Below are 18,851 nucleotides of genomic sequence, written 5' to 3' on the forward strand. Positions count from 1 at the left end.
ATGCCTGGAGACGAAGCTTCCACGCCGGCCCCCCCGGGCCCACCCGCCCCACAGGCCGCGCAAGCCCCACAGGCGGCGCTGGCGGCGGATCGATCGGATCGATCGGCTCCGCTGGTCCGCGCCGAGCAGTTCATCTGGCTCACGGCCCGCGTCCTGGAGCAGCGCCGGTTCGCGTTCCACTTCCTCGGCGGCGAGGCCGACCCGGTGGACGCCGCCCTCGGCGCCTACCTCGGCGCGGACGGCGGCTACGGGCACGCCCTGGACCCCGATCTGCGCGGCCCGCTGAGCCAGCCGCTGCACACCGCGCACGCCCTGCGCGTCCTGGACGGCCTCGGCCGCTGCGCCGGGCAGCGCATCGAACGGCTCTGCCGCCACCTGACCGCGGTCTCCACCCCGGACGGGGCGCTCCCGCTGGTCTTCCCGCCGCCGCGCCACCACCCGACCGCCCCCTACCACCGCGTGTGCGACGACCCGCCGGGCGAGCTGGTGACCACGGGGCCGGTCGTCGGGCTGCTGCACCGCAACCGGATCTGGCACGCGTGGCTGTTCCGGGCGACGGACTTCTGCTGGGAGCGGGTGGAGAACCTGCGCCGCTCGCACCCGTACGAGGCCCGCGGCGCGGTGGCCTTCCTCGACGGGGTCCCCGACCGGGCCCGCGCGGCGGCGGCCGCGGACCGGCTCGGCCGGCTGGTGCGCGAGCAGCGGCTGGTGGTGCTCGACCCGGGCCGGCGCGGCCGGTACCCGCTGTCGGCCGGGTACGCGCCGGGCGAGGTGCTGTTCCCGTACGACTACGCCCAGCGCCCCGAGTCGCTGGCCCGGGGCTGGTTCACCGACGAGGAGATGCGGCGCTCGCTGGACTTCCTGGCCACGGAGCAGCGGCCGGACGGCGGCTGGCCGGTGCGGCGCCCGGACTGGGCGCCGGGCAGTTCGCTGGAGCGGCGGCCGATCGCCACCCTGGAGGCCCTGCTGACGCTCCGGGCGTACGGGCGGCCCCTGACCGGGGTCAGCCTGCCAGGGCCCGCACGGCCGCGGTGACCACGACCGCGGCGCCGACCACGACGAGGAAGGGGGCCCGCAGCAGCAGCGCGGCCCCGGCGGCGGCGAGCCCGGCGGCCCGGGCGTCGAGGACGAGCTCGTGGCCGGTGCTGAAGGTCTGTTGCGCGGTGAGCGCGGCGAGCAGCGCGACGGGCAGCAGGGCGGCGAGCCGTTGGACCAGGGGCCGCTCCAGTGCTCCGGCGGGCACCAGCAGCCCGACGAGCTTGAGGGCGTAGCACCCGACGACGGTGATCCCGATGGCGATCCAGACGTTCACGAGCGGCGTCCCTTCAGCCACAGGACGGCCGGGGCGGCCAGCGCGGCGATCAGTACGGGCACCCCCGCGGGCAGGAAGGGCAGGAAGCCCAGTCCGAGGACGACGGCGAGCGCGGCGACGGCCCGCTCGGTGGCGGTCCTGAGCATCGGCGCGAGCAGGGCCAGGAACACGGCGGGCCCGGCGGCGTCCAGCCCCCACGCGGCGGTGTCCCCGATGGCCTCGGCGCCCAACGCCCCGAGGAGGGTGGTGAGGTTCCACAGGAGGTACAGGCTGAGGCCGGTGACGGTGAACCCGAGCCGGGCCGCCTTGCGGTCGGGTTGGGCGAGCGCCACGGCGGTGGTCTCGTCGATCACCCAGTGCGCGGCGAGCGGCCGCAGGAACCGGGGCAGCGCGAGGAGCTGCGACAGCCGCAGCCCGTAGAAGGCGTTGCGGGTCCCGAGGAAGAAGGCGCCGGCGGCCGCGGTGAACGGGTTGCCGCCCGAGGCCAGGGCTCCGACCAGCGCGAACTGCGAGGCTCCGGTGAAGACGAGCAGGCTCAGCACGCAGGCCTGGAGCACGCTGATCCCGGCGCCCGCGGCGGTCACGCCGAACGCGAACCCGGACAGCCCGACGGCCACCCCCACCCCGAGCGCGTCCCGCACGACCGCGGCGCGGGGCCGCCCGTCGTCGACCCTCTCGGGGGTCTCCCGCATCACCATCCGATGTTCTCCCACGCCCCGAAGGTACGCAGGCCGGGCCGGCCCCGTCTTGTACGTTCTTGCACGTCCGGCCCGGTCCTTCACCCCGGCGGACTCGCCGCCCAGGCCCGCGCGGTCAGCCGGCCGCCCGCTCCCGCCGGTAGGCGCCCGGCGGAACTCCGACGATGCGGGTGAAGTGCCGGTTCAGGTGCGGCTGGTCGGTGAAGCCGACGGCGACGGCCGCCTCCGCCGGCGCGGTCCCGCCGTCCAGCAGCAGGCGGGCCCGCCGGACCCGGGCGTCGGTCAACCAGGTGTGCGGCGGCATGCCGTAGCGGGCGCGGAAGGCCCGCAGCAGGGCGAAGGGGCCGGTGCCCAGTTCGGCCGCGAGTTGCTCCAGCGAGGGCGGCCGGGCCATCCGCTCCGCCAGCACGGCCCGGGCCCGCTCGGCGTCGGCGGCGCCCGCGCGGTGCGGCGTAAGGGCGGGCAGCGGGCCCGCGTGCCGGGTGAGCATCCGGGCCACGACGCTCCGCAGGAGGGTGTCGGCGGCCAGCGCGTTGCCCTCCTCGGCGGCCCGGTGGACCTCGGTGATCGCCCGGGAGCCCGGCAGGTCGATGACCGGCTCGGCGGTGAAGCCGGGCGTCCCGCGCGGGGTGCCGATCTCGGCGGCGACATCGGTGATCAGCTCGCGGGAGGGGTAGAGGGTGGCGTACGTCCAGCCCTCGGGGACGCCGGCGCGCGCGGTGTGCGCGACCTCGGGGTTGATCAGCACGACGCTGCCGGGGCCGGCCCGTACGGTGCCGCCGGGCAGTCCGATCTCCTCGACGCCCCCGGTGACGGCGGCGATCACGTACCCGTCGTGGGCGTGGCGCGGGAAGGTGTGGCGCACGTAGCGGGCGCGCAGCAGGTCCAGACCGGGCAGTTCCGCGTACTGCCAGTGCCGGGCCCACTCCCCGCGTTCCGCGTCCGTCCCCATCCCCCCATTCTGCGCCCGACCGGGTGGGGGCGTTCTCGCAGGTCGGGCCGTATGTCGGTACCGGGGTGCACGATGGGGGCATGTCCGGCTCCGCGCTCTCCTCGTTCTCGCCCGCGACCCGCTCCTGGTTCACGGGTGCCTTCCGTACGCCCACCCCCGCGCAGGAGGGTGCCTGGCGGGCCATCGGGGAGGGCTCGGACGTGCTGGTGGTGGCGCCGACGGGCTCCGGCAAGACCCTCGCGGCCTTCCTCGCCGCCCTCGACCAACTGGCCTCGACCCCGCCGCCCGCCGAGGCCAAGAAGCGCTGCCGCGTCCTGTACGTGTCCCCGCTGAAGGCCCTCGCCGTCGACGTGGAGCGCAACCTGCGCAGCCCGCTGACCGGCATCCGGCAGGAATCGGCCCGCCTCGGCCTGCCCGAGCCGGACATCCGGGTGGGCATCCGGTCGGGGGACACCCCGCCGGCCGAGCGGCGGGCCCTGGCCACGCGGCCCCCGGACATCCTGATCACCACGCCCGAGTCACTGTTCCTGATGCTGACCTCGGCCGCGCGCGACGCGCTGTCCGGCATCGAGACGGTGATCCTGGACGAGGTGCACGCCGTGGCCGGGACCAAGCGAGGCGCCCACCTGGCGCTGTCGCTGGAGCGGCTGGACGAGCTGCTGCCGCGCCCCGCGCGCCGGATCGGGCTGTCGGCGACGGTCCGTCCGGTGGACGAGGTGGCCCGCTACCTCGCGCCGCGCGGCCGCGTCGAGATCGTGCAGCCGCCCTCGGGCAAGGAGTTCGACCTGTCGGTGGTCGTTCCCGTGCAGGACATGGGCGAGCTGGGCGGCTCCCCCGCCACCGAGGGCAAGGAGGGCGGCGACAGGCCGTCCATCTGGCCGCACGTGGAGGAGCGCATCGCGGACCTGGTGCAGGCCCACCGCTCGACGATCGTGTTCGCCAACTCCCGCCGGCTCGCGGAGCGGCTCTGCAACCGGCTCAACGAGATCGCCCACGAGCGGGCCACCGGCGCCGCCCTGCCGGAGGGCGCTTCGCCGGCCGAGGTCATGGCGCAGTCGGGCGCGGCCCTCGGCGCCCCGCCGCTGCTGGCCCGCGCGCACCACGGCTCGGTGTCCAAGGAGCAGCGGGCCCTGGTCGAGGAGGACCTGAAGGCGGGCCGGCTGCCCGCCGTGGTCGCCACCTCCAGCCTCGAACTGGGCATCGACATGGGCGCGGTGGACCTGGTGATCCAGGTCGAGTCGCCGCCGTCGGTGGCCTCCGGGCTCCAGCGCGTGGGCCGCGCCGGCCACCAGGTGGGCGCGGTCTCCACGGGCGTGGTGTTCCCCAAGTACCGGGGCGACCTGGTCCAGGCCGCCGTGGTGACCGAGCGGATGCGCACCGGCTCGATCGAATCGCTGCGGATCCCCTCCAACCCGTTGGACGTCCTCGCCCAGCAGGTGGTCGCGATGACCGCGATGGACACCTGGCAGCTGGACGAGCTGCTGGCCCTGGTGCGCCGCGCGGCGCCCTTCGCCGCCCTGCCGGAGTCGGCGTTCACGGCGGTGCTGGACATGCTGGCGGGCCGCTACCCCTCGGACGCGTTCGCCGAACTGCGGCCCCGCGTGGTGTGGGACCGCGTCGCGGGGACGATCACGGGCCGACCGGGCGCCCAGCGGCTGGCCGTCACCTCCGGCGGCACCATCCCCGACCGCGGCCTGTTCGGCGTCTTCCTCGCGGGCAGCGCCGCGTCCGACACGAAGAAGGGCGGCAGGGGCGGCGGCCGGGTCGGTGAGCTCGACGAGGAGATGGTCTACGAGTCCCGCGTGGGTGACGTGTTCACCCTGGGCACCACCTCCTGGCGCATCGAGGACATCACCCGCGACCAGGTCCTGGTCACCCCCGCGCCCGGGGTACCCGGCCGGCTGCCGTTCTGGAAGGGCGACCAGCTGGGCCGCCCCCTGGAACTGGGCCGCGCGGTCGGCGCGTTCCTGCGCGAACTGGGCGCCCTGAGCGAGGAGGACGCCCGGCTGCGACTGCTCGCGGCGGGCCTGGACGCCTGGGCCGCCGACAACGTCCTCGCCTACCTCACCGAGCAGCGCGAGGCCTGCGGCCACGTACCGGACGACCGGACCATCGTCGTCGAGCGGTTCCGTGACGAACTGGGCGACTGGCGGGTCGTGGTCCACTCGCCGTTCGGCGCCCAGGTGCACGCCCCCTGGGCGCTGGCCCTCGGCGCCCGGCTGGCCGAGAAGTACGGCATGGACGCGCAGGTCATGCACGCCGACGACGGCATCGTGCTGCGCCTGCCGGACGCCGACCTGCTGTCCATGGACCTCCTCGACCACGATCCCGCGCACGTCCCCACCCACGGGTTCGACGACGACCAGCCCCCGCTGGGCGCGGCCGACGTCACCTTCGACCGGGGCGACGTGAACGGGATCGTCACCGACCAGGTCGGCGGCTCCGCCCTGTTCGCCTCCCGCTTCCGCGAGTGCGCCGCCCGCGCGCTGCTGCTGCCGCGGCGCAGCCCGGGCAAGCGCACCCCGTTGTGGCAGCAGCGCCAGCGGGCCTCGCAACTGCTCCAGGTCGCCTCGGAGTTCGGCTCCTTCCCGATCGTGCTGGAGGCCGTGCGCGAATGCCTCCAGGACGTCTTCGACGTCCCGGGCCTGACCGAGCTGATGGGGGACATCGAAGCGCGCCGGGTCCGGCTGGTCGAGGTCACCACCCCCGAGCCCTCGCCGTTCGCCCGTTCCCTGCTGTTCGGTTACGTCGCCCAGTTCCTGTACGAGGGCGACTCGCCGCTCGCCGAGCGCAGGGCGGCGGCGCTGTCGCTGGACTCCCGGCTGCTCGCGGAGCTACTCGGCCAGGCGGAACTGCGCGAACTGCTGGACGCGCAGGTCTTGGAGGACCTGGAGCGGGAGCTCCAGTGGCTGACCCCGGAGCGGCGGGCCAAGGACTCCGAATCGGTGGCCGACCTGCTGCGGCTGCTGGGCCCGCTCACCGACGCGGAGCTGACCGAGCGCGGCGCGGACCCGGCGTGGGTCCGCGAACTCGGCGCCGCCCGCCGCGTCGTCGACGTCCGGATCGGGGGCGTGGAGCACTGGGCGGCGATCGAGGACGCGGGCCGGTTGCGGGACGCCCTGGGCACGGCCCTGCCGGTCGGGGTGCCCGAGGCGTTCACGGAACCGGTGAAGGACCCCCTCGGCGACCTCCTCGCCCGGTACGCCCGCACCCACGGCCCGTTCACGACGCCCGTCGTCGCGGCCCGGCTGGGTCTGGGCACGGCGGTCACCGAGGGCGCCCTGCACCGCCTCGCGGCGGCGGGCCGGCTGGTCCAGGGCGAGTTCCATCCGGCGGGCAGCGGTCAGGAGTGGTGCGACGCGGCCGTGCTGCGCCGGCTGCGCCGCCGCTCGTTGGCGGCGCTGCGCCAGGAACTGGAGCCGGTCCCGCCGACCTCGCTGGCCACCTTCCTGCCCCAGTGGCAGCACCTGGGCGGCGGCCTGCGCGGCATCGACGGCCTGGCCCGCGCCGTCGAACAGCTCCAGGGGGCGGCGGTCCCCGCCTCGGCCCTGGAGCGGCTGGTCCTGCCGTCGCGGGTGGCCGGGTACTCCCCCGCCATGCTGGACGAGCTGACCACGACGGGCGAGGTGGTGTGGGCGGGCGCCGGAGCCCTGCCCGGCAAGGACGGCTGGGTCTCGCTCTACCTGGCGGACGCCGCGCCGCTGCTGCTCCCCGAGCCGCACCCGCTGGAACTCGGCGAACTCCACAAGGCCGTCCTCGACGCCCTGTCGGGGGGCTTCGGCCTGTTCTTCCGCCAGCTCACCCAGTCGGTCCGCGCCAGGCACCCGGAGGTCTCCGACCTGGAGCTGTCCTCGGTGGTGTGGGACCTGGCCTGGTCCGGCCGGCTGACGAACGACACCCTGGCCCCGCTGCGTTCCCTGCTGGGTTCCGGCCGGACGGCGGGCGCCACCGCGCACCGGGCCCGGCGCACCGTCCCGCGCGGGCGCTACGGCACCCTCGGCGGGACCGTCTCCCGTACGGGTCCGCCGACGGTCTCGGGCCGCTGGTCGCTGCTACCGGCCGCCGCCCCCGACCCGACGCACCGGGCCCACGCCCTGGCCCGCACCCTGCTGGACCGGCACGGGGTGGTCACCCGGGGAGCGGTGGCGGCCGAGGGCGTCGCGGGCGGCTTCAGCGCCGTCTACCGGGTGCTGTCCGCGTTCGAGGACAGCGGCCAGGCCCGCCGGGGGTACGTGGTGGAGGGGCTGGGCGCGGCCCAGTTCGCGATGGACGGCGCCGTGGACCGGCTCCGGGCGGCCGAGCGCACCCCGCCCCCGCTGGCAGCGGTCGTCCTGGCCGCCGCCGACCCGGCGAACGCGTACGGGGCGGCCCTGCCCTGGCCCGATCCCCCGGGCGACGCGACGCACAAGCCGGGCCGCAAGGCGGGCTCCCTGGTGGTCCTGGTGGACGGGGAGCTCACCCTGTACCTGGAGCGCGGCGGCAAGACCCTGCTGGCCTGGCCGGAGGCCGGGGACCCGCGGCTCCTGGCGGCCACGACGGCCCTGGTCACGGCGTCCCGTACGGGCACCCTCCCGGCGCTCACCGTGGAGCGGGTCAACGCCGCCGCGGCCCTGACCTCGCCCTTGGGCGCCGACCTGGAGGCGGCCGGTTTCCATGCGACCCCGAGGGGCCTGCGGCTGCGCGACTGAGCGGAGTGCCCGCGTCCGGGGGCGGGGGCGGCCGAGGACTCGATCCGGTCTCGACTGTGCCGCGCCTGTTCTGGCCATGTCACGAAACGGTTCCCGTCCGCCCCTGAGCTCGCCCGGGCCCTCGTCCATGCCCTATCAAGATGATCACAGCACCGCACGGGCGGTGCACCACCATGGGGGAACCAAGAGTGAGCACCATCAACATGCGCGGAACCACCTTCGGCGCGGTCGGCCTGGCCGTCTGTGCCGGCCTGGCCCTCACCGGCTGCAAGAACGGCAACGAGGAGCTCCCCGCGGACCGGCCCAGCACCCAGGAGAGCCGACCGGCCTCACCCTCGGCCCAGCCCAGCACCCCGGCCGCTCCCAGCTCCTCGTCGAGCGCGAGCGCCGACGCCGGAACGGCGCCCGCCCCCGGCTCCAACGGCACCGCGAAGTCCGGCCAGGTCTTCAGGATCGGCGAGGCCGCGCGGATACCGTTCGACTACGGCAGCACCAAGGGCGGCCAGATCGCCCTCACCGTCACCGCCATCGAGCAGGGCAACCCGGCCGACCTGGACGCCCTCAAGCTCGGCGACAAGGTCAAGGGGATGATCCCCTACTACGTCCGGTACTCCGTTCAGAACACCGGCACCGTCGACCTGTCGCACACCTCCGTGGGCCACATCAAGGGCCTCCTCCCGGACGGCAGCGAGGCCCAGGGCGTGTCGATCATCGGCACGTTCGAGAAGTGCCCGAACGAGTCCCTGCCGAAGGGCTTCACCAACGGAAAGACGCAGACCGGCTGCGCCCTCGCCCTGGCCCCGTCGGCCCAGACGAAGGTGACCGGCGCCCAGTACTGGGGCGACCCGTACAACATCCTGAGCAAGAACAAGGAACTCGTCTGGAAGTAGCCGGCGGCCCCGGGCCCACCGACCACGAACCCCGGCCGGCGCCGTCGGCGGGGGTCGCGTCGTCCGCCGCGGGCCCGGCGGACCCCGTCGGCGACCGCCCGGCGCGACAATGGCCCCATGCCCGAAGGAGACAGCGTCCACCGCGCCGCGAGCCGGCTGCACACCGCCCTCGCCGGCAAGCCGTTGACCCTCAGCGACCTGCGCGTCCCGCGCTTCGCCCTCGCCGACCTCACCGGCCGCACCACCTTGGACGTCACCCCGCGCGGCAAGCACCTCCTCGCCCGCATCGAAGGCGGCCTCACCCTCCACAGCCACCTGCGCATGGACGGCGCCTGGCACGTCTTCGCCCCGGGCGAGAAGTGGCGCGGCGGCCCCGATTACGAGATCCGCGCCGTGCTCGGCACCGCCGACACCACCGCCGTCGGCTACCGGCTGCCCGTCCTGGAGCTGATCCGCACCGCCGAGGAGGAACGGGTCGTCGGCCACCTCGGCCCCGACCTGCTCGGCCCCGACTGGGACCCCGCACGGGCCGCCGCCAACCTGCTCTCCGACCCGGACCGCCCCCTCGGCGAAGCCCTGCTCGACCAGCGCAACCTGGCGGGCATCGGCAACATCTACAAGTCCGAGACCTGCTTCCTCGCGCAGGCCACCCCTTGGACCCCGGTCGGCGCGCTCCCCGATCCGGAGGTCACCCTCCCCCGCCTCGCGGCAGCGGCCCAGCGCCTGCTGGCCGCGAACATCGGCGCGCACGGGCGCCGCTCCACCACCGGCAGCCGCCTGCCCGGTAGGGAGCTGTTCGTCTACGGCCGCGACCACCGCCCCTGCCTGCGCTGCGGCGCCTCCGTCCTGCACGCCGCGCAGGACGACCGCCCCACGTACTGGTGCCCGCGCTGCCAGTCCGGGCCCGCCCCCGCACCCACCGGACGCCACCGCACCGGTTGACGGGTCGTCAGATCCACTCGTACCGTCCCTGCATGCCCACACCCGCCATCGCGTACGACCTCACCGGCCGCACCGCCTTCGTCACCGGGGCCGCCAGCGGCATCGGCCGCGCCACCGCCGCGCTCCTGGCCCGGGCGGGCGCGAGGGTGCACTGCGCGGACCGCGACGAGATCGGCCTCGCCGGGACGACGTCCCTGATCACCGGCGCCGGCGGGGCCGCCACGGCGCACCCCCTCGACGTCACCGACCGGGCCGCCCTGCGGACCGCCGTCACCGCGGCCGGTCCGCTCGACGTCGTCGCCGCGATCGCCGGGGTCATGCACACCAGCAGCGTCCTGGAGACCACCGACGAGGACCTCGACCGGATCCTGGACGTGAACTTCAAAGGGGTGCTGCGCACCTGCCAGGAGGGTGTGCGGGCCATGATCGCCGCGGGCCGCCCCGGTTCGGTGATCACCATGGCCTCCGGCGCCGTGGACGCCGCCCAGGCCGGACTGCTCTGCTACAGCGCCGCCAAGGCCGCCGTGGTCCAGCTGACGAAGACCCTCGCCACCGAGAGCGGCCCGCACGGCATCCGCGTCAACGCCGTCGCCCCCGGCTGGATCCGCACCCCGATGACCGGCCGGCACAGCGCCGAAGTCCTGGAGCGCACCGAGGCGACGATGGTACGGATGTCCCCGCTGGGCCGGGTCGGCGAGCCCGAGGACATCGCCCAGGCCGTGCTCTACCTCGCCTGCGACGCCTCGTCCTTCATGATGGGCCAGATCCTTCGCCCGAACGGTGGAGTGTCGATGCCCTGGTGACCCCGACGACGGGCTCCACATCGCCCGCCCGCCCCCGCCGCCCCGCGTCCGCCCGCCGCGCGCAGTGCACCGGCAGCAGCCCCAGCCCCCAGCCTCCGACCGCCACCGCGCCCTCCACGGGCCCGGCCTCGGCCGGTGCCAGCGTCAGCCGCAGCACGGCCCACCACCACAGCACGCCCATCGCGAGGGCGAGGGGTATGAGCAACCGCCGCACGGCCACCTCCCAGCGGGCCGGATCCCGGACGGGCCCATCCTCCCGCACCACCCCGTCCCCCGCACCCAGAACGCCCACTGCGACGCCCCCACGGCCCCCGCACGGCAAGGAGCCCCGGGCCGGTGCTCGACGCACCGCCCGGGGCTCCCGCCACACTCACATGTTCACGTGCACTCAAGCGGCTACGACGTTCACCGCTTCCACGGGTGCCTTGATGGTCACCCGCTCCGGTCCCGTGACCGAGGCCACGGAGACGGAATTGAGCATCGGGCGCACCGGTGCCGGCACCGGTTCGCTTGCAGCTGCCGACTGCGCAAGCTCGGCCAGCGACAGCTCGTCGCTGACTTCGCGCATCAGCTCGGACATCCGTACGTCCAGCGCGTCGCAGATCGCGGAGAGCAACTCGGAGGATGCCTCCTTCTGCCCCCGCTCCACCTCGGAGAGATAGCCGAGCGAAACTCGGGCGGACGAGGAGACTTCGCGCAGAGTACGGCCCTGGCGCTGGCGCTGCCGACGCAGCACGTCACCCAGCAGGCGACGGAGCAGAATCATCGGTGGCTCCCTCCTCTGACCGTGTAGCCGTAACCTTCACGCCCCACCGTACCGCCTCGCGCCGCGGCCGTGCGGGGAGCGATGTCGTGTTCACTCAGGGCTGCAAACATCAAATCCCCCCGTTCCGTTCCGTATCCTGCCCCCGCAGATTCTCGCGGAGTTCGCTCGACAACAGTTCGAGCACAGTCCGTGCACTCTCCTTACGAATTTCCGTACGGGAGCCGTTCAACCACAGCCGGGTCGCTTTCCTGCCCGTCGGACCTGCCACGGCGATGAAAACGGTGCCCACCGGCTGCCCGTCCTGCGGGTCCGGACCGGCCACTCCGGTGGTCGCGATCCCCCACGAAGCGCCCATCACGCGCCGCACCCCGTCGGCCATCTCCTGCGCGACCTGCGCGTTCACCGCGCCTTCCGCCGCCAGTAGCCCCGCGTCCACCCCGAGCACGCGGTGCTTGAGCTCCGTGGCGTAGGCGGTGACCGAGCCGCGGAAGGAGCGGGAGGCCCCCGGCACCGCCGTCAACTCGGCCGCGACCATTCCTCCGGTCAGGGATTCCGCCACGGCGACCGTCTGGTCACTCTCCGCGAGCAGCCTCAGCACGTCCTCGGCGGGCCCCGTGGCGCCCTCGGCGCCCCGCACGGCCTCCGCCGCGTCCCCTGATCCGTACGTCACTTCGAGGCCCGCTCCGCGGCCAGTCCGACCCGACGCATGACCACGGCCTGTCGGATGTAATCCAAACCGGTGACGACGGTCAGCACGACGGCGACCGCCATCATCCAGAACCGCAGGGTCGCGAGCGGTCCGGTGAGCGCGAGGACGTACATCCCCACGGCCGTGCCCTGGGCGAGGGTCTTCAGCTTGCCGCCCCGGCTGGCCGGGATCACTCCGTAGCGGATGACCCAGAAGCGCATCAGCGTGATCCCGAGCTCCCGCCCGAGGATCACTCCGGTCACCCACCAGGGCAGGTCACCCAGCCAGGAGAGACAGATGAGCGCCGAACCCATGATCGCCTTGTCGGCGATGGGGTCGGCGATCTTCCCGAAGTCGGTGACCAGGTTGTAGGTCCGCGCGAGGTGCCCGTCGAAGATGTCCGTGATCATGGCGACGGCGAAGGCCGCCCACGCCCACGCCCGCCAGACGGGGTCGTAGCCCCCGTCGGCGAGCAGCAGCATGACGAATCCCGGCACGAGGACGAGCCGGATCATCGTCAGGATGTTGGCGATGTTCCACAGGCTGGCCTGGTTGACGGCCGCAGTCCCGAGCTTGGTGCCGGGCGCGGGCCGGCGGCCGGTCCCGCCCGCCGCCGATGCCGGGACTCCGGTCATCCGGCCGCCTCCTCAAACTCCATGCCCAGGGGCTCGGCCACCAGGTCGACGCCGAGGCTGCCGACCACCTTTGCCGTGACGATACGCCCGGGAACCAGTCCGGTGCCGTCGGTGAAGACGACCTGGCCGTCGGTCTCGGGTGCCTGGTGGGCGGCGCGCCCGTAGGCGCCCTCGCCCTCCTCGGCCTCGTCGAGCGGCACGACCGTCTCGACGAGCACCTCCAGGGTCTCCCCGATCCGCTCCTCCGCGCGCTGCGAGGTGAGCTCCTCGGCGAGGCGCTGCATGTGGGCGAGGCGCTCGGCGATGGTCTCCGCGTCCAGCTTGCCGTCGTAGGTGACGGCCTCGGTGCCGTCCTCGTCCGAGTAGCCGAAGACGCCGATGGCGTCGAGGCGGGCGTGGGTGAGGAAACGCTCCAGCTCGGCGAAGTCCGACTCCTTCTCGCCGGGGAAGCCGACGATGAAGTTGGACCGCACACCGGCCTGCGGGGCCTTGGAGCGGATGGTGTCCAGCAGCTCCAGGAAGCGGTCGGTGTCCCCGAAGCGGCGCATGGCGCGCAGCACGTCGGGGGCCGAGTGCTGGAAGGACAGGTCGAAGTACGGGACGACCTTGGGGGTCGAGGTGAGTACGTCGATCAGGCCGGGCCGCATCTCGGCGGGCTGGAGGTAGCTGACGCGGACGCGCTCGAGGCCGTCGACGGCGGCGAGCTCCGGCAGCAGGGTCTCCAGCAGCCGGATGTCGCCGAGGTCCTTGCCGTACGAGGTGTTGTTCTCGGAGACCAGCATGACCTCCTTGACGCCCTGCTCGGCCAGCCAGCGCGTCTCGCCCAGCACGTCGCTGGGGCGGCGGGAGATGAAGGACCCGCGGAAGGACGGGATGGCACAGAAGGAGCAGCGGCGGTCGCAGCCGGAGGCCAGCTTCACCGAGGCCACGGGGCTCTTGTCGAGCCGGCGGCGCAGCGGCGCGCGCGGGCCGGAGGCGGGGGCGAGGCCGTCGGGCAGGTCGGCCGGGGCGGCCTCGGGCTCCTGCGCGTGTCCGGGCAGGGCCACTGCGGCGTCCTGGCGCTCCGCCGGGCTGATCGGCAGCAGCTTGCGCCGGTCGCGCGGGGTGTGGGAGGCGTGGACGCCGCCGTTGAGGATGGTCTGGAGGCGGTCGGAGATGTCGGCGTAGTCGTCGAAGCCGAGGACTCCGTCGGCCTCGGGGAGCGCTTCGGCGAGTTCCTTGCCGTAGCGCTCGGCCATACAGCCGACGGCGACCACGGCCTGGGTCCTGCCGTGGTCCTTCAGATCGTTCGCTTCGAGCAGGGCGTCTACGGAGTCCTTCTTCGCGGCTTCGACGAAGCCGCAGGTGTTGACGACGGCTACGTCCGCGTCGGCGGCGTCCTGGACGAGCTCCCAGCCATCCGCCGCCAAGCGGCCTGCGAGCTCCTCCGAGTCCACCTCGTTACGGGCGCAGCCAAGAGTGACAAGGGCGACGGTACGGCGTTCGGGCATGGACTCAAGACTACTTCGTCCCGACCCCGGCCCCCGCCCCACGTCCCGCCACGACGAGATCCCCGGGGCCGGCGGCGGCTGCCGCGCGACGTCCCGGGGATCCGGAATTTCTTGTTCCGTGCTGGTCAGCCCGCCTGGGCCTGGCCCTGACGCGGATCTTCCTTGGTGTAGGTGAGACGTTCCACCTGACCGGGCTGGAAGCTGTCCTTGATCTCCTTGCCGTTCACGAACAGGTTCACGGCCCCGGCGTCACCGAGGACGAGGTCGATCGACTCCTTGTCCGTGAAGGTCTTCGACTCGCCCTGCGTGAGGGTTCCGTCGAACAGCAGTCGCCCGCTGTGGTCCTTCGCGGAGATCCAGCTCTCGCCCTCGCTGGCCGTCAGGACCACGGTGACGAGGTCCTTGGGGGCGGCGGCGATCGCACTGTCCGACGGCGACGGCTTGGGCGCCGGCGGGGTCTGGGCGGCGGGCTTGCCCGCCGTCTGCTTGGGTGCGGGCTGCGGGGAGGCGGAACCGTCCGCCTGCGGCCGCTTGCTCTGGGCGTCGCCACCGCTGAAGGCGGTGAAGCCGACGAAGCCGATCACGGCGACGATGGCCGCGACCATGGCGGCGGTCCAATTGGGCCGCTGCCGTTCGGGACGGATCCGCTCGGCCTCGAACATGGGCGCGGCCGGGGTGGGAGCCGGCCGGCCGCCGTGGGCCGCGTCGTAGCTGTCGATCAGGGGTGCCGGATCGAGGTGGACGGCGCGGGCGAGCGTACGGATGTGGCCGCGGGCGTAGACGTCGCCGCCGCAGCGCGTGAAGTCGTCCTCCTCGATCGCGTGCACGATCGGGATGCGCACGCGGGTGGTGGAACTGACCTCGTCGACGGTGAGCCCGGCGGCGATCCGGGCCTTCTTGAGGGCCGTCCCGATCGACGGCTCTTCGACGGAACGTTCGACGATGCGGTCCTCGGACCGGTCGTCGGTCGAAGGACGCTCTTCTTCGGGGGAGTTGGAGTTGCCGATGGACACGAGGGCGCCTTTCGAGCGTGTAGCCACCTGCTGGCTTACCAGTCTAGGGGGGTGACGAAAGGGTGGGGCAACCGGAGGGTCCTCTTCCTACGCCATCCGAATGGCTTCGGGAGGACCCCCGTCGTCTCCTCAACTTGACGCACGCCCAAGGGAAACGGTTGCCCGCCGATCCCATGCGGTCGAGTGAGCCGGACGGACCCCCGTGCTACGGCGTGTCCTGCCCCCGGATCACGGCGAGCACGCCGTCCAGCTCGTCCGGTTTGAGCAGGACGTCGCGCGCCTTGGACCCCTCGCTCGGGCCGACGATCCCCCGCGACTCCATCAGGTCCATGAGCCGCCCCGCCTTGGCGAAGCCGACGCGCAGCTTGCGCTGGAGCATCGAGGTGGAGCCGAACTGGGTGGAGACGACGAGTTCCGCGGCCTGGCACAGCAGGTCGAGGTCGTCGCCGATCTCCTCGTCGATCTCCTTCTTCTGCTTCTGCCCGACGGTCACGTCGTCCCGGAAGACGGGCGCCATCTGGTCCTTGCAGTGCTGGACGATCCCGGCGATCTCGTCCTCGGTGACGAACGCGCCCTGGAGGCGGACCGGCTTGTTCGCGCCCATCGGCAGGAACAGCCCGTCACCCTTGCCGATCAGCTTCTCGGCGCCCGGCTGGTCCAGGATGACGCGGCTGTCGGCGAGCGAGGAGGTGGCGAAGGCGAGCCGGGAGGGCACGTTGGCCTTGATCAGACCCGTCACCACGTCCACGGAGGGACGCTGCGTGGCGAGCACCAGGTGGATGCCCGCCGCGCGGGCCAGCTGGGTGATGCGGACGATCGAGTCCTCCACGTCGCGCGGGGCAACCATCATCAGGTCGGCGAGCTCGTCGACGATCACCAGCAGGTACGGGTACGGGCTGAGCTCGCGCTCGCTGCCCGGCGGCAGTTTGATCTTGCCGTCGCGGATCGCCTGGTTGAAGTCGTCGATGTGTCGGTAGCCGAAGGCCGCGAGGTCGTCGTAGCGCAGGTCCATCTCGCGCACCACCCACTGCAGGGCCTCGGCGGCCCGCTTCGGGTTGGTGATGATCGGCGTGATCAGGTGCGGGATGCCCTCGTACGCGGTCAGCTCGACGCGCTTGGGGTCGACGAGCACCATCCGGACGTCCTCCGGGGTGGCCCGCAGCATCACCGAGGTGATCAGGCAGTTGATGCAGGAGGACTTGCCGGAACCCGTGGCGCCGGCGACCAGCACGTGCGGCATCTTCGCGAGGTTGGCCATGACGTAACCGCCCTCGACGTCCTTGCCGAGCGCGACCAACATCGGGTGGTCGTCCTCGGCGGCGTCCGCGAGGCGCAGCACGTCCCCCAGGTTCACCATCTCGCGGTCGGTGTTCGGGATCTCGATGCCGACCGCCGACTTGCCGGGGATCGGGCTGATGATCCGTACGTCCGGCGAGGCCACGGCGTAGGCGATGTTCTTCGCCAGGGCAGTGATCCGCTCCACCTTCACCGCGGCGCCGAGGGTGACCTCGTAGCGGGTGACCGTCGGCCCCCGGGTGAAGCCGGTGACCTTCGCGTCGACCTTGAACTCGGTGAACACGTTGGACAGCGAGGCCACGACCGCGTCGTTCGCGGCGCTGCGCGTCTTGCCCGGCCCGCCACGTTCCAGCAGGTCCAGCGAGGGCAGCGCGTACGTGATGTCCCCACGCAGCTGGAGCTGCTCGGCGCGCGACGGCAGCGGCTGCGCCTCGGGCGCGGACTTCGTCAGGTCCGGCACGGACAGCGTCCCGGAAGCGGCCGCGGTGCGCTCGCTCGGCGGATCGGCGGCGACGGGCCCGCCCGGCGGCACCGGCGCGGTCGGCGCCGTCGGTGCGACCGGGGCGGGCGCCTCGGGGGGCACCGGCGGTGCGACGACGGTCCGCTCGTCGCGGGCGGGCGGGACCGGGGCGGTGATCTCGGCGCCCTCCGGCCCGGTGGAGATGCCGTGGGTGAGGTCGGCGACCAGCGGGGACGGGGGCAGCCCCCCGTAGACGACCCCGTCCAGGGCGGCGGCGGCCGCCGCGGCCACGTCGACGGCGTCCATCCCCCGCTCGCCCGGCCGGCCGGCGCTGCGCCGCGGCCGGCGCCGGCGGGCGAGCGCGGCCTCCTCGGCGGCGTCCGCCGGGTCGCCGTGCCCCGCGGGGTCCCCGGCGCGGGCCCGCCACTGCTCGGCGTCGTGCCGGTCGCGGCCGGCGCGCGGGACCGCGCCCTCCACGTCCCCGTACCCCTCGTCGTACTCGTTCGGCGCGATGATGCCGAGCCGGATGCCGAGCCGGCGCAGCCGCTGCGGGATCGCGTTGACCGGGGTCGCGGTGACCACCAGCAGGCCGAAGATGGTGAGCAGCACCAGCATGGGGACGGCCAGCGGCGCGCCCATGGTGAAGATGAGCGGCTTGGACGCGGCCCAGCCGACGAGCCCGCCCGCGTTCTGCATCGCGGTCGTGCCCTCGTCGCGGCCGGGCGCCCCGCAGGCGATGTGCACCAGCCCCAGCACGCCGACGACGAGCGCCGACAGGCCGACGCCGATGCGCCCGTTGGCATCGGTCTGTTCCGGATGGCGGATGAAACGTACCGCCATGACGCCGAGCAGGATCGGCACGAGCAGGTCCAGACGCCCGAAGGCCCCGGTGACCAGCATGGTGACCAGGTCCCCGACGGGTCCGCGCAGGTTCGACCAGGTCCCCGCGGCCACGATCAGCGCCAGGCCCAGCAGCAGCAGCGCGAGTCCGTCCTTGCGGTGGGCCGGGTCGAGGTTCTTGGCGCCGCGACCCATCCCGCGGAAGACCGCGCCGACCGCGTGCGCGAGACCGAGCCAGCAGGCGCGCACCAGCCGCAGCACGCCCCCGGTCGGGGACGGCGCCGGCTTCGCGGCGACCTTCTTCACCGGGCCGCGCCGGGCCGCAGCGGCCTTCTTCGCGGGGGGCTTGCGCGCGGGCGCGGACTTCTTCGCCGGCGCCGTCGTACGGCCGGTGCGGCCCTTCGCGGTGCCCGCACTGCTCGGGGAACCCTTGCCGGACGTACTTGAGGCCATGCGCCGAGGTTACCGGTGCGCACGCCGGTGGACACGCGTGCCCACCCCTTCACCCGTTCGTGTCGCCGGGTCCGTACGCACTTTGACGCCCCGACAGACCTGACGCCCGCCCAGCGCGGGTTCCGCGGACCGTCGTTCCGCGCGACCGCTCCCGCTCGGGCCGCAGCCCGCGGACGGCCGCCCCGCGCCGGGGCGGCTCCGCCCGCTCAGCCCTGGGCCGGGAGGACCGCGGTCGGGCCGTCGGTGCCCGGCTCCAGCGCGTCGAGCGCGCGCCGCAGTCCGGTCAGCTTGCGTTCCAGATGGGCGGCGGTCGCCACGACCGCGCCGTCCGCCGAATCCTCGCCGAGCTGCTTGGTCAGCGCCTCCGCCTGCTCCTCGACCGCCGCGAGCCGCGCGGAGAGTTCGGCCAGCAGGCCGGCCGTCTCCTTGCTGCCGTCCACGCCGTTGGAGCCGCCGCCCTCCAGTTGGAGCCGCAACAGCGCCGCCTGCTCCCGCAGCTTGCAGTTCTTCGTGTACAGCTCCACGAACACCGAGACCTTGGCGCGCAGCACCCACGGGTCGAACGGCTTGGAGATGTAGTCGACCGCACCCGCCGCGTAACCGCGGAACGTGTGGTGGGGACCGTGGTTGATCGCGGTCAGGAAGATGATCGGGATGTCCCGGGTCCGCTCCCGCCGCTTGATGTGCGCGGCGGTTTCGAATCCGTCCATGCCCGGCATCTGGACATCCAACAGGATGACCGCGAAATCGTCCGTCAGCAGCGCCTTGAGCGCTTCCTCCCCCGACGACGCCCGGACCAGTGTCTGATCGAGCGCGGAGAGGATGGCCTCCAGCGCCAGCAGATTCTCCGGCCGGTCGTCGACCAGGAGGATCTTGGCCTTCTGCACCATGCCCTGTCCTCCTCGCCCCGGCACGGGGCCTCCCC

At 73.7% G+C, this 18,851-nt stretch carries 15 protein-coding genes and 1 pseudogene; 5 read left to right on the forward strand and 11 right to left on the reverse strand.

Annotated elements, in window-relative coordinates; genetic code table 11:
* Positions 1-1,035: a hypothetical protein gene (locus AB0D46_RS20740; RefSeq protein ID WP_362879335.1), complete on the forward strand. Its 1,035-nt coding sequence runs from the start codon at positions 1-3 to the stop codon at positions 1,033-1,035.
* Here the strand turns inward: AB0D46_RS20740 and AB0D46_RS20745 are convergent.
* The 3 genes from AB0D46_RS20745 to AB0D46_RS20755 all read right to left on the reverse strand — a co-directional run bounded on the left by AB0D46_RS20745 (position 1,004) and on the right by AB0D46_RS20755 (position 2,962).
* A complete protein-coding gene (locus tag AB0D46_RS20745; protein ID WP_362879337.1) occupies positions 1,004-1,312 on the reverse strand; it encodes an AzlD domain-containing protein in 309 nt (102 codons plus the stop codon). The two genes, AB0D46_RS20740 and AB0D46_RS20745, sit on opposite strands and share 32 nt — an antisense overlap.
* Positions 1,309-2,010 (reverse strand): AzlC family ABC transporter permease, encoded by a 702-nt coding sequence (locus AB0D46_RS20750; RefSeq protein WP_362879367.1) that lies wholly within the window; start codon positions 2,008-2,010, stop codon positions 1,309-1,311. The genes AB0D46_RS20745 and AB0D46_RS20750 overlap by 4 nt, the downstream gene beginning before the upstream one ends.
* Positions 2,011-2,125: 115 nt before the next feature.
* A complete protein-coding gene (locus AB0D46_RS20755; RefSeq protein WP_362879338.1) occupies positions 2,126-2,962 on the reverse strand; it encodes an AraC family transcriptional regulator in 837 nt (278 codons plus the stop codon).
* Positions 2,963-3,042: 80 nt separating this feature from the next.
* Between AB0D46_RS20755 and AB0D46_RS20760 the strand changes: the two genes are divergently transcribed.
* From AB0D46_RS20760 to AB0D46_RS20775, 4 genes are all read left to right on the forward strand, one after another.
* The gene (locus AB0D46_RS20760; protein WP_362879340.1) at positions 3,043-7,650 is read left to right on the forward strand and encodes an ATP-dependent helicase; all 4,608 of its coding nucleotides are present in this window, start codon (positions 3,043-3,045) and stop codon (positions 7,648-7,650) included.
* A gap of 188 nt (positions 7,651-7,838) precedes the next feature.
* Positions 7,839-8,540 (forward strand): hypothetical protein, encoded by a 702-nt coding sequence (locus AB0D46_RS20765; RefSeq protein WP_362879342.1) that lies wholly within the window; start codon positions 7,839-7,841, stop codon positions 8,538-8,540.
* 117 nt (positions 8,541-8,657) lie between these two features.
* A complete protein-coding gene (locus tag AB0D46_RS20770; RefSeq protein WP_362879343.1) occupies positions 8,658-9,482 on the forward strand; it encodes a DNA-formamidopyrimidine glycosylase family protein in 825 nt (274 codons plus the stop codon).
* 32 nt (positions 9,483-9,514) lie between these two features.
* Entirely contained in the window at positions 9,515-10,285 is a 771-nt protein-coding gene (locus AB0D46_RS20775) for an SDR family NAD(P)-dependent oxidoreductase (RefSeq protein WP_362879345.1), read from the forward strand.
* Here AB0D46_RS20775 and AB0D46_RS20780 read toward each other — a convergent pair.
* From AB0D46_RS20780 to AB0D46_RS20815, 8 genes and pseudogenes are all read right to left on the reverse strand, one after another.
* Positions 10,233-10,466: a hypothetical protein gene (locus tag AB0D46_RS20780; protein ID WP_362879369.1), complete on the reverse strand. Its 234-nt coding sequence runs from the start codon at positions 10,464-10,466 to the stop codon at positions 10,233-10,235. The two genes, AB0D46_RS20775 and AB0D46_RS20780, sit on opposite strands and share 53 nt — an antisense overlap.
* A gap of 207 nt (positions 10,467-10,673) precedes the next feature.
* Positions 10,674-11,051, reverse strand: coding sequence for a helix-turn-helix transcriptional regulator (locus AB0D46_RS20785; RefSeq protein ID WP_281208997.1), 378 nt, complete (start codon positions 11,049-11,051; stop codon positions 10,674-10,676).
* 109 nt (positions 11,052-11,160) lie between these two features.
* Positions 11,161-11,649 (reverse strand): nicotinamide-nucleotide amidohydrolase family protein, encoded by a 489-nt coding sequence (locus tag AB0D46_RS20790; protein ID WP_362879347.1) that lies wholly within the window; start codon positions 11,647-11,649, stop codon positions 11,161-11,163.
* A 68-nt stretch (positions 11,650-11,717) separates the two neighbouring features.
* Positions 11,718-12,374 carry a CDP-diacylglycerol--glycerol-3-phosphate 3-phosphatidyltransferase gene (gene pgsA, locus AB0D46_RS20795; protein WP_362879349.1) on the reverse strand — a complete coding sequence of 219 codons (657 nt, stop codon included), beginning with the start codon at positions 12,372-12,374 and terminating at the stop codon, positions 11,718-11,720.
* Entirely contained in the window at positions 12,371-13,864 is a 1,494-nt protein-coding gene (rimO, locus tag AB0D46_RS20800) for a 30S ribosomal protein S12 methylthiotransferase RimO (protein ID WP_362879351.1), read from the reverse strand. The genes pgsA and rimO overlap by 4 nt, the downstream gene beginning before the upstream one ends.
* 125 nt (positions 13,865-13,989) lie before the next feature.
* Positions 13,990-14,877 carry a RodZ domain-containing protein gene (locus AB0D46_RS20805; protein ID WP_362879371.1) on the reverse strand — a complete coding sequence of 296 codons (888 nt, stop codon included), beginning with the start codon at positions 14,875-14,877 and terminating at the stop codon, positions 13,990-13,992.
* 205 nt (positions 14,878-15,082) lie between these two features.
* Positions 15,083-17,979, reverse strand: a pseudogene (locus tag AB0D46_RS20810) (DNA translocase FtsK).
* Positions 17,980-18,132: 153 nt separating this feature from the next.
* Positions 18,133-18,816, reverse strand: a complete 684-nt coding sequence (locus AB0D46_RS20815; RefSeq protein WP_362879353.1) for a response regulator — start codon at positions 18,814-18,816, stop codon at positions 18,133-18,135.
* Between the last annotated feature and the right edge of the window lie 35 nt (positions 18,817-18,851).

Source organism: Streptomyces sp. NPDC048383 (assembly GCF_040651775.1).
GTDB lineage: Bacteria > Actinomycetota > Actinomycetes > Streptomycetales > Streptomycetaceae > Streptomyces.

Excerpts from the sequence above, each read along its gene's own strand:
- AB0D46_RS20740 (WP_362879335.1), top strand. The coding sequence starts at position 1 with ATGCCTGGAGACGAAGCTTCCACGCCGGCCCCCCCGGGCCCACCCGCC.
- AB0D46_RS20750 (WP_362879367.1), bottom strand. The coding sequence starts at position 2,010 with ATGGTGATGCGGGAGACCCCCGAGAGGGTCGACGACGGGCGGCCCCGC.
- AB0D46_RS20755 (WP_362879338.1), bottom strand. The coding sequence starts at position 2,962 with ATGGGGACGGACGCGGAACGCGGGGAGTGGGCCCGGCACTGGCAGTAC.
- AB0D46_RS20760 (WP_362879340.1), top strand. The coding sequence starts at position 3,043 with ATGTCCGGCTCCGCGCTCTCCTCGTTCTCGCCCGCGACCCGCTCCTGG.
- AB0D46_RS20770 (WP_362879343.1), top strand. The coding sequence starts at position 8,658 with ATGCCCGAAGGAGACAGCGTCCACCGCGCCGCGAGCCGGCTGCACACC.
- AB0D46_RS20775 (WP_362879345.1), top strand. The coding sequence starts at position 9,515 with ATGCCCACACCCGCCATCGCGTACGACCTCACCGGCCGCACCGCCTTC.
- AB0D46_RS20780 (WP_362879369.1), bottom strand. The coding sequence starts at position 10,466 with ATGGGCGTGCTGTGGTGGTGGGCCGTGCTGCGGCTGACGCTGGCACCG.
- AB0D46_RS20785 (WP_281208997.1), bottom strand. The coding sequence starts at position 11,051 with ATGATTCTGCTCCGTCGCCTGCTGGGTGACGTGCTGCGTCGGCAGCGC.
- pgsA (WP_362879349.1), bottom strand. The coding sequence starts at position 12,374 with ATGACCGGAGTCCCGGCATCGGCGGCGGGCGGGACCGGCCGCCGGCCC.
- rimO (WP_362879351.1), bottom strand. The coding sequence starts at position 13,864 with ATGCCCGAACGCCGTACCGTCGCCCTTGTCACTCTTGGCTGCGCCCGT.
- AB0D46_RS20815 (WP_362879353.1), bottom strand. The coding sequence starts at position 18,816 with ATGGTGCAGAAGGCCAAGATCCTCCTGGTCGACGACCGGCCGGAGAAT.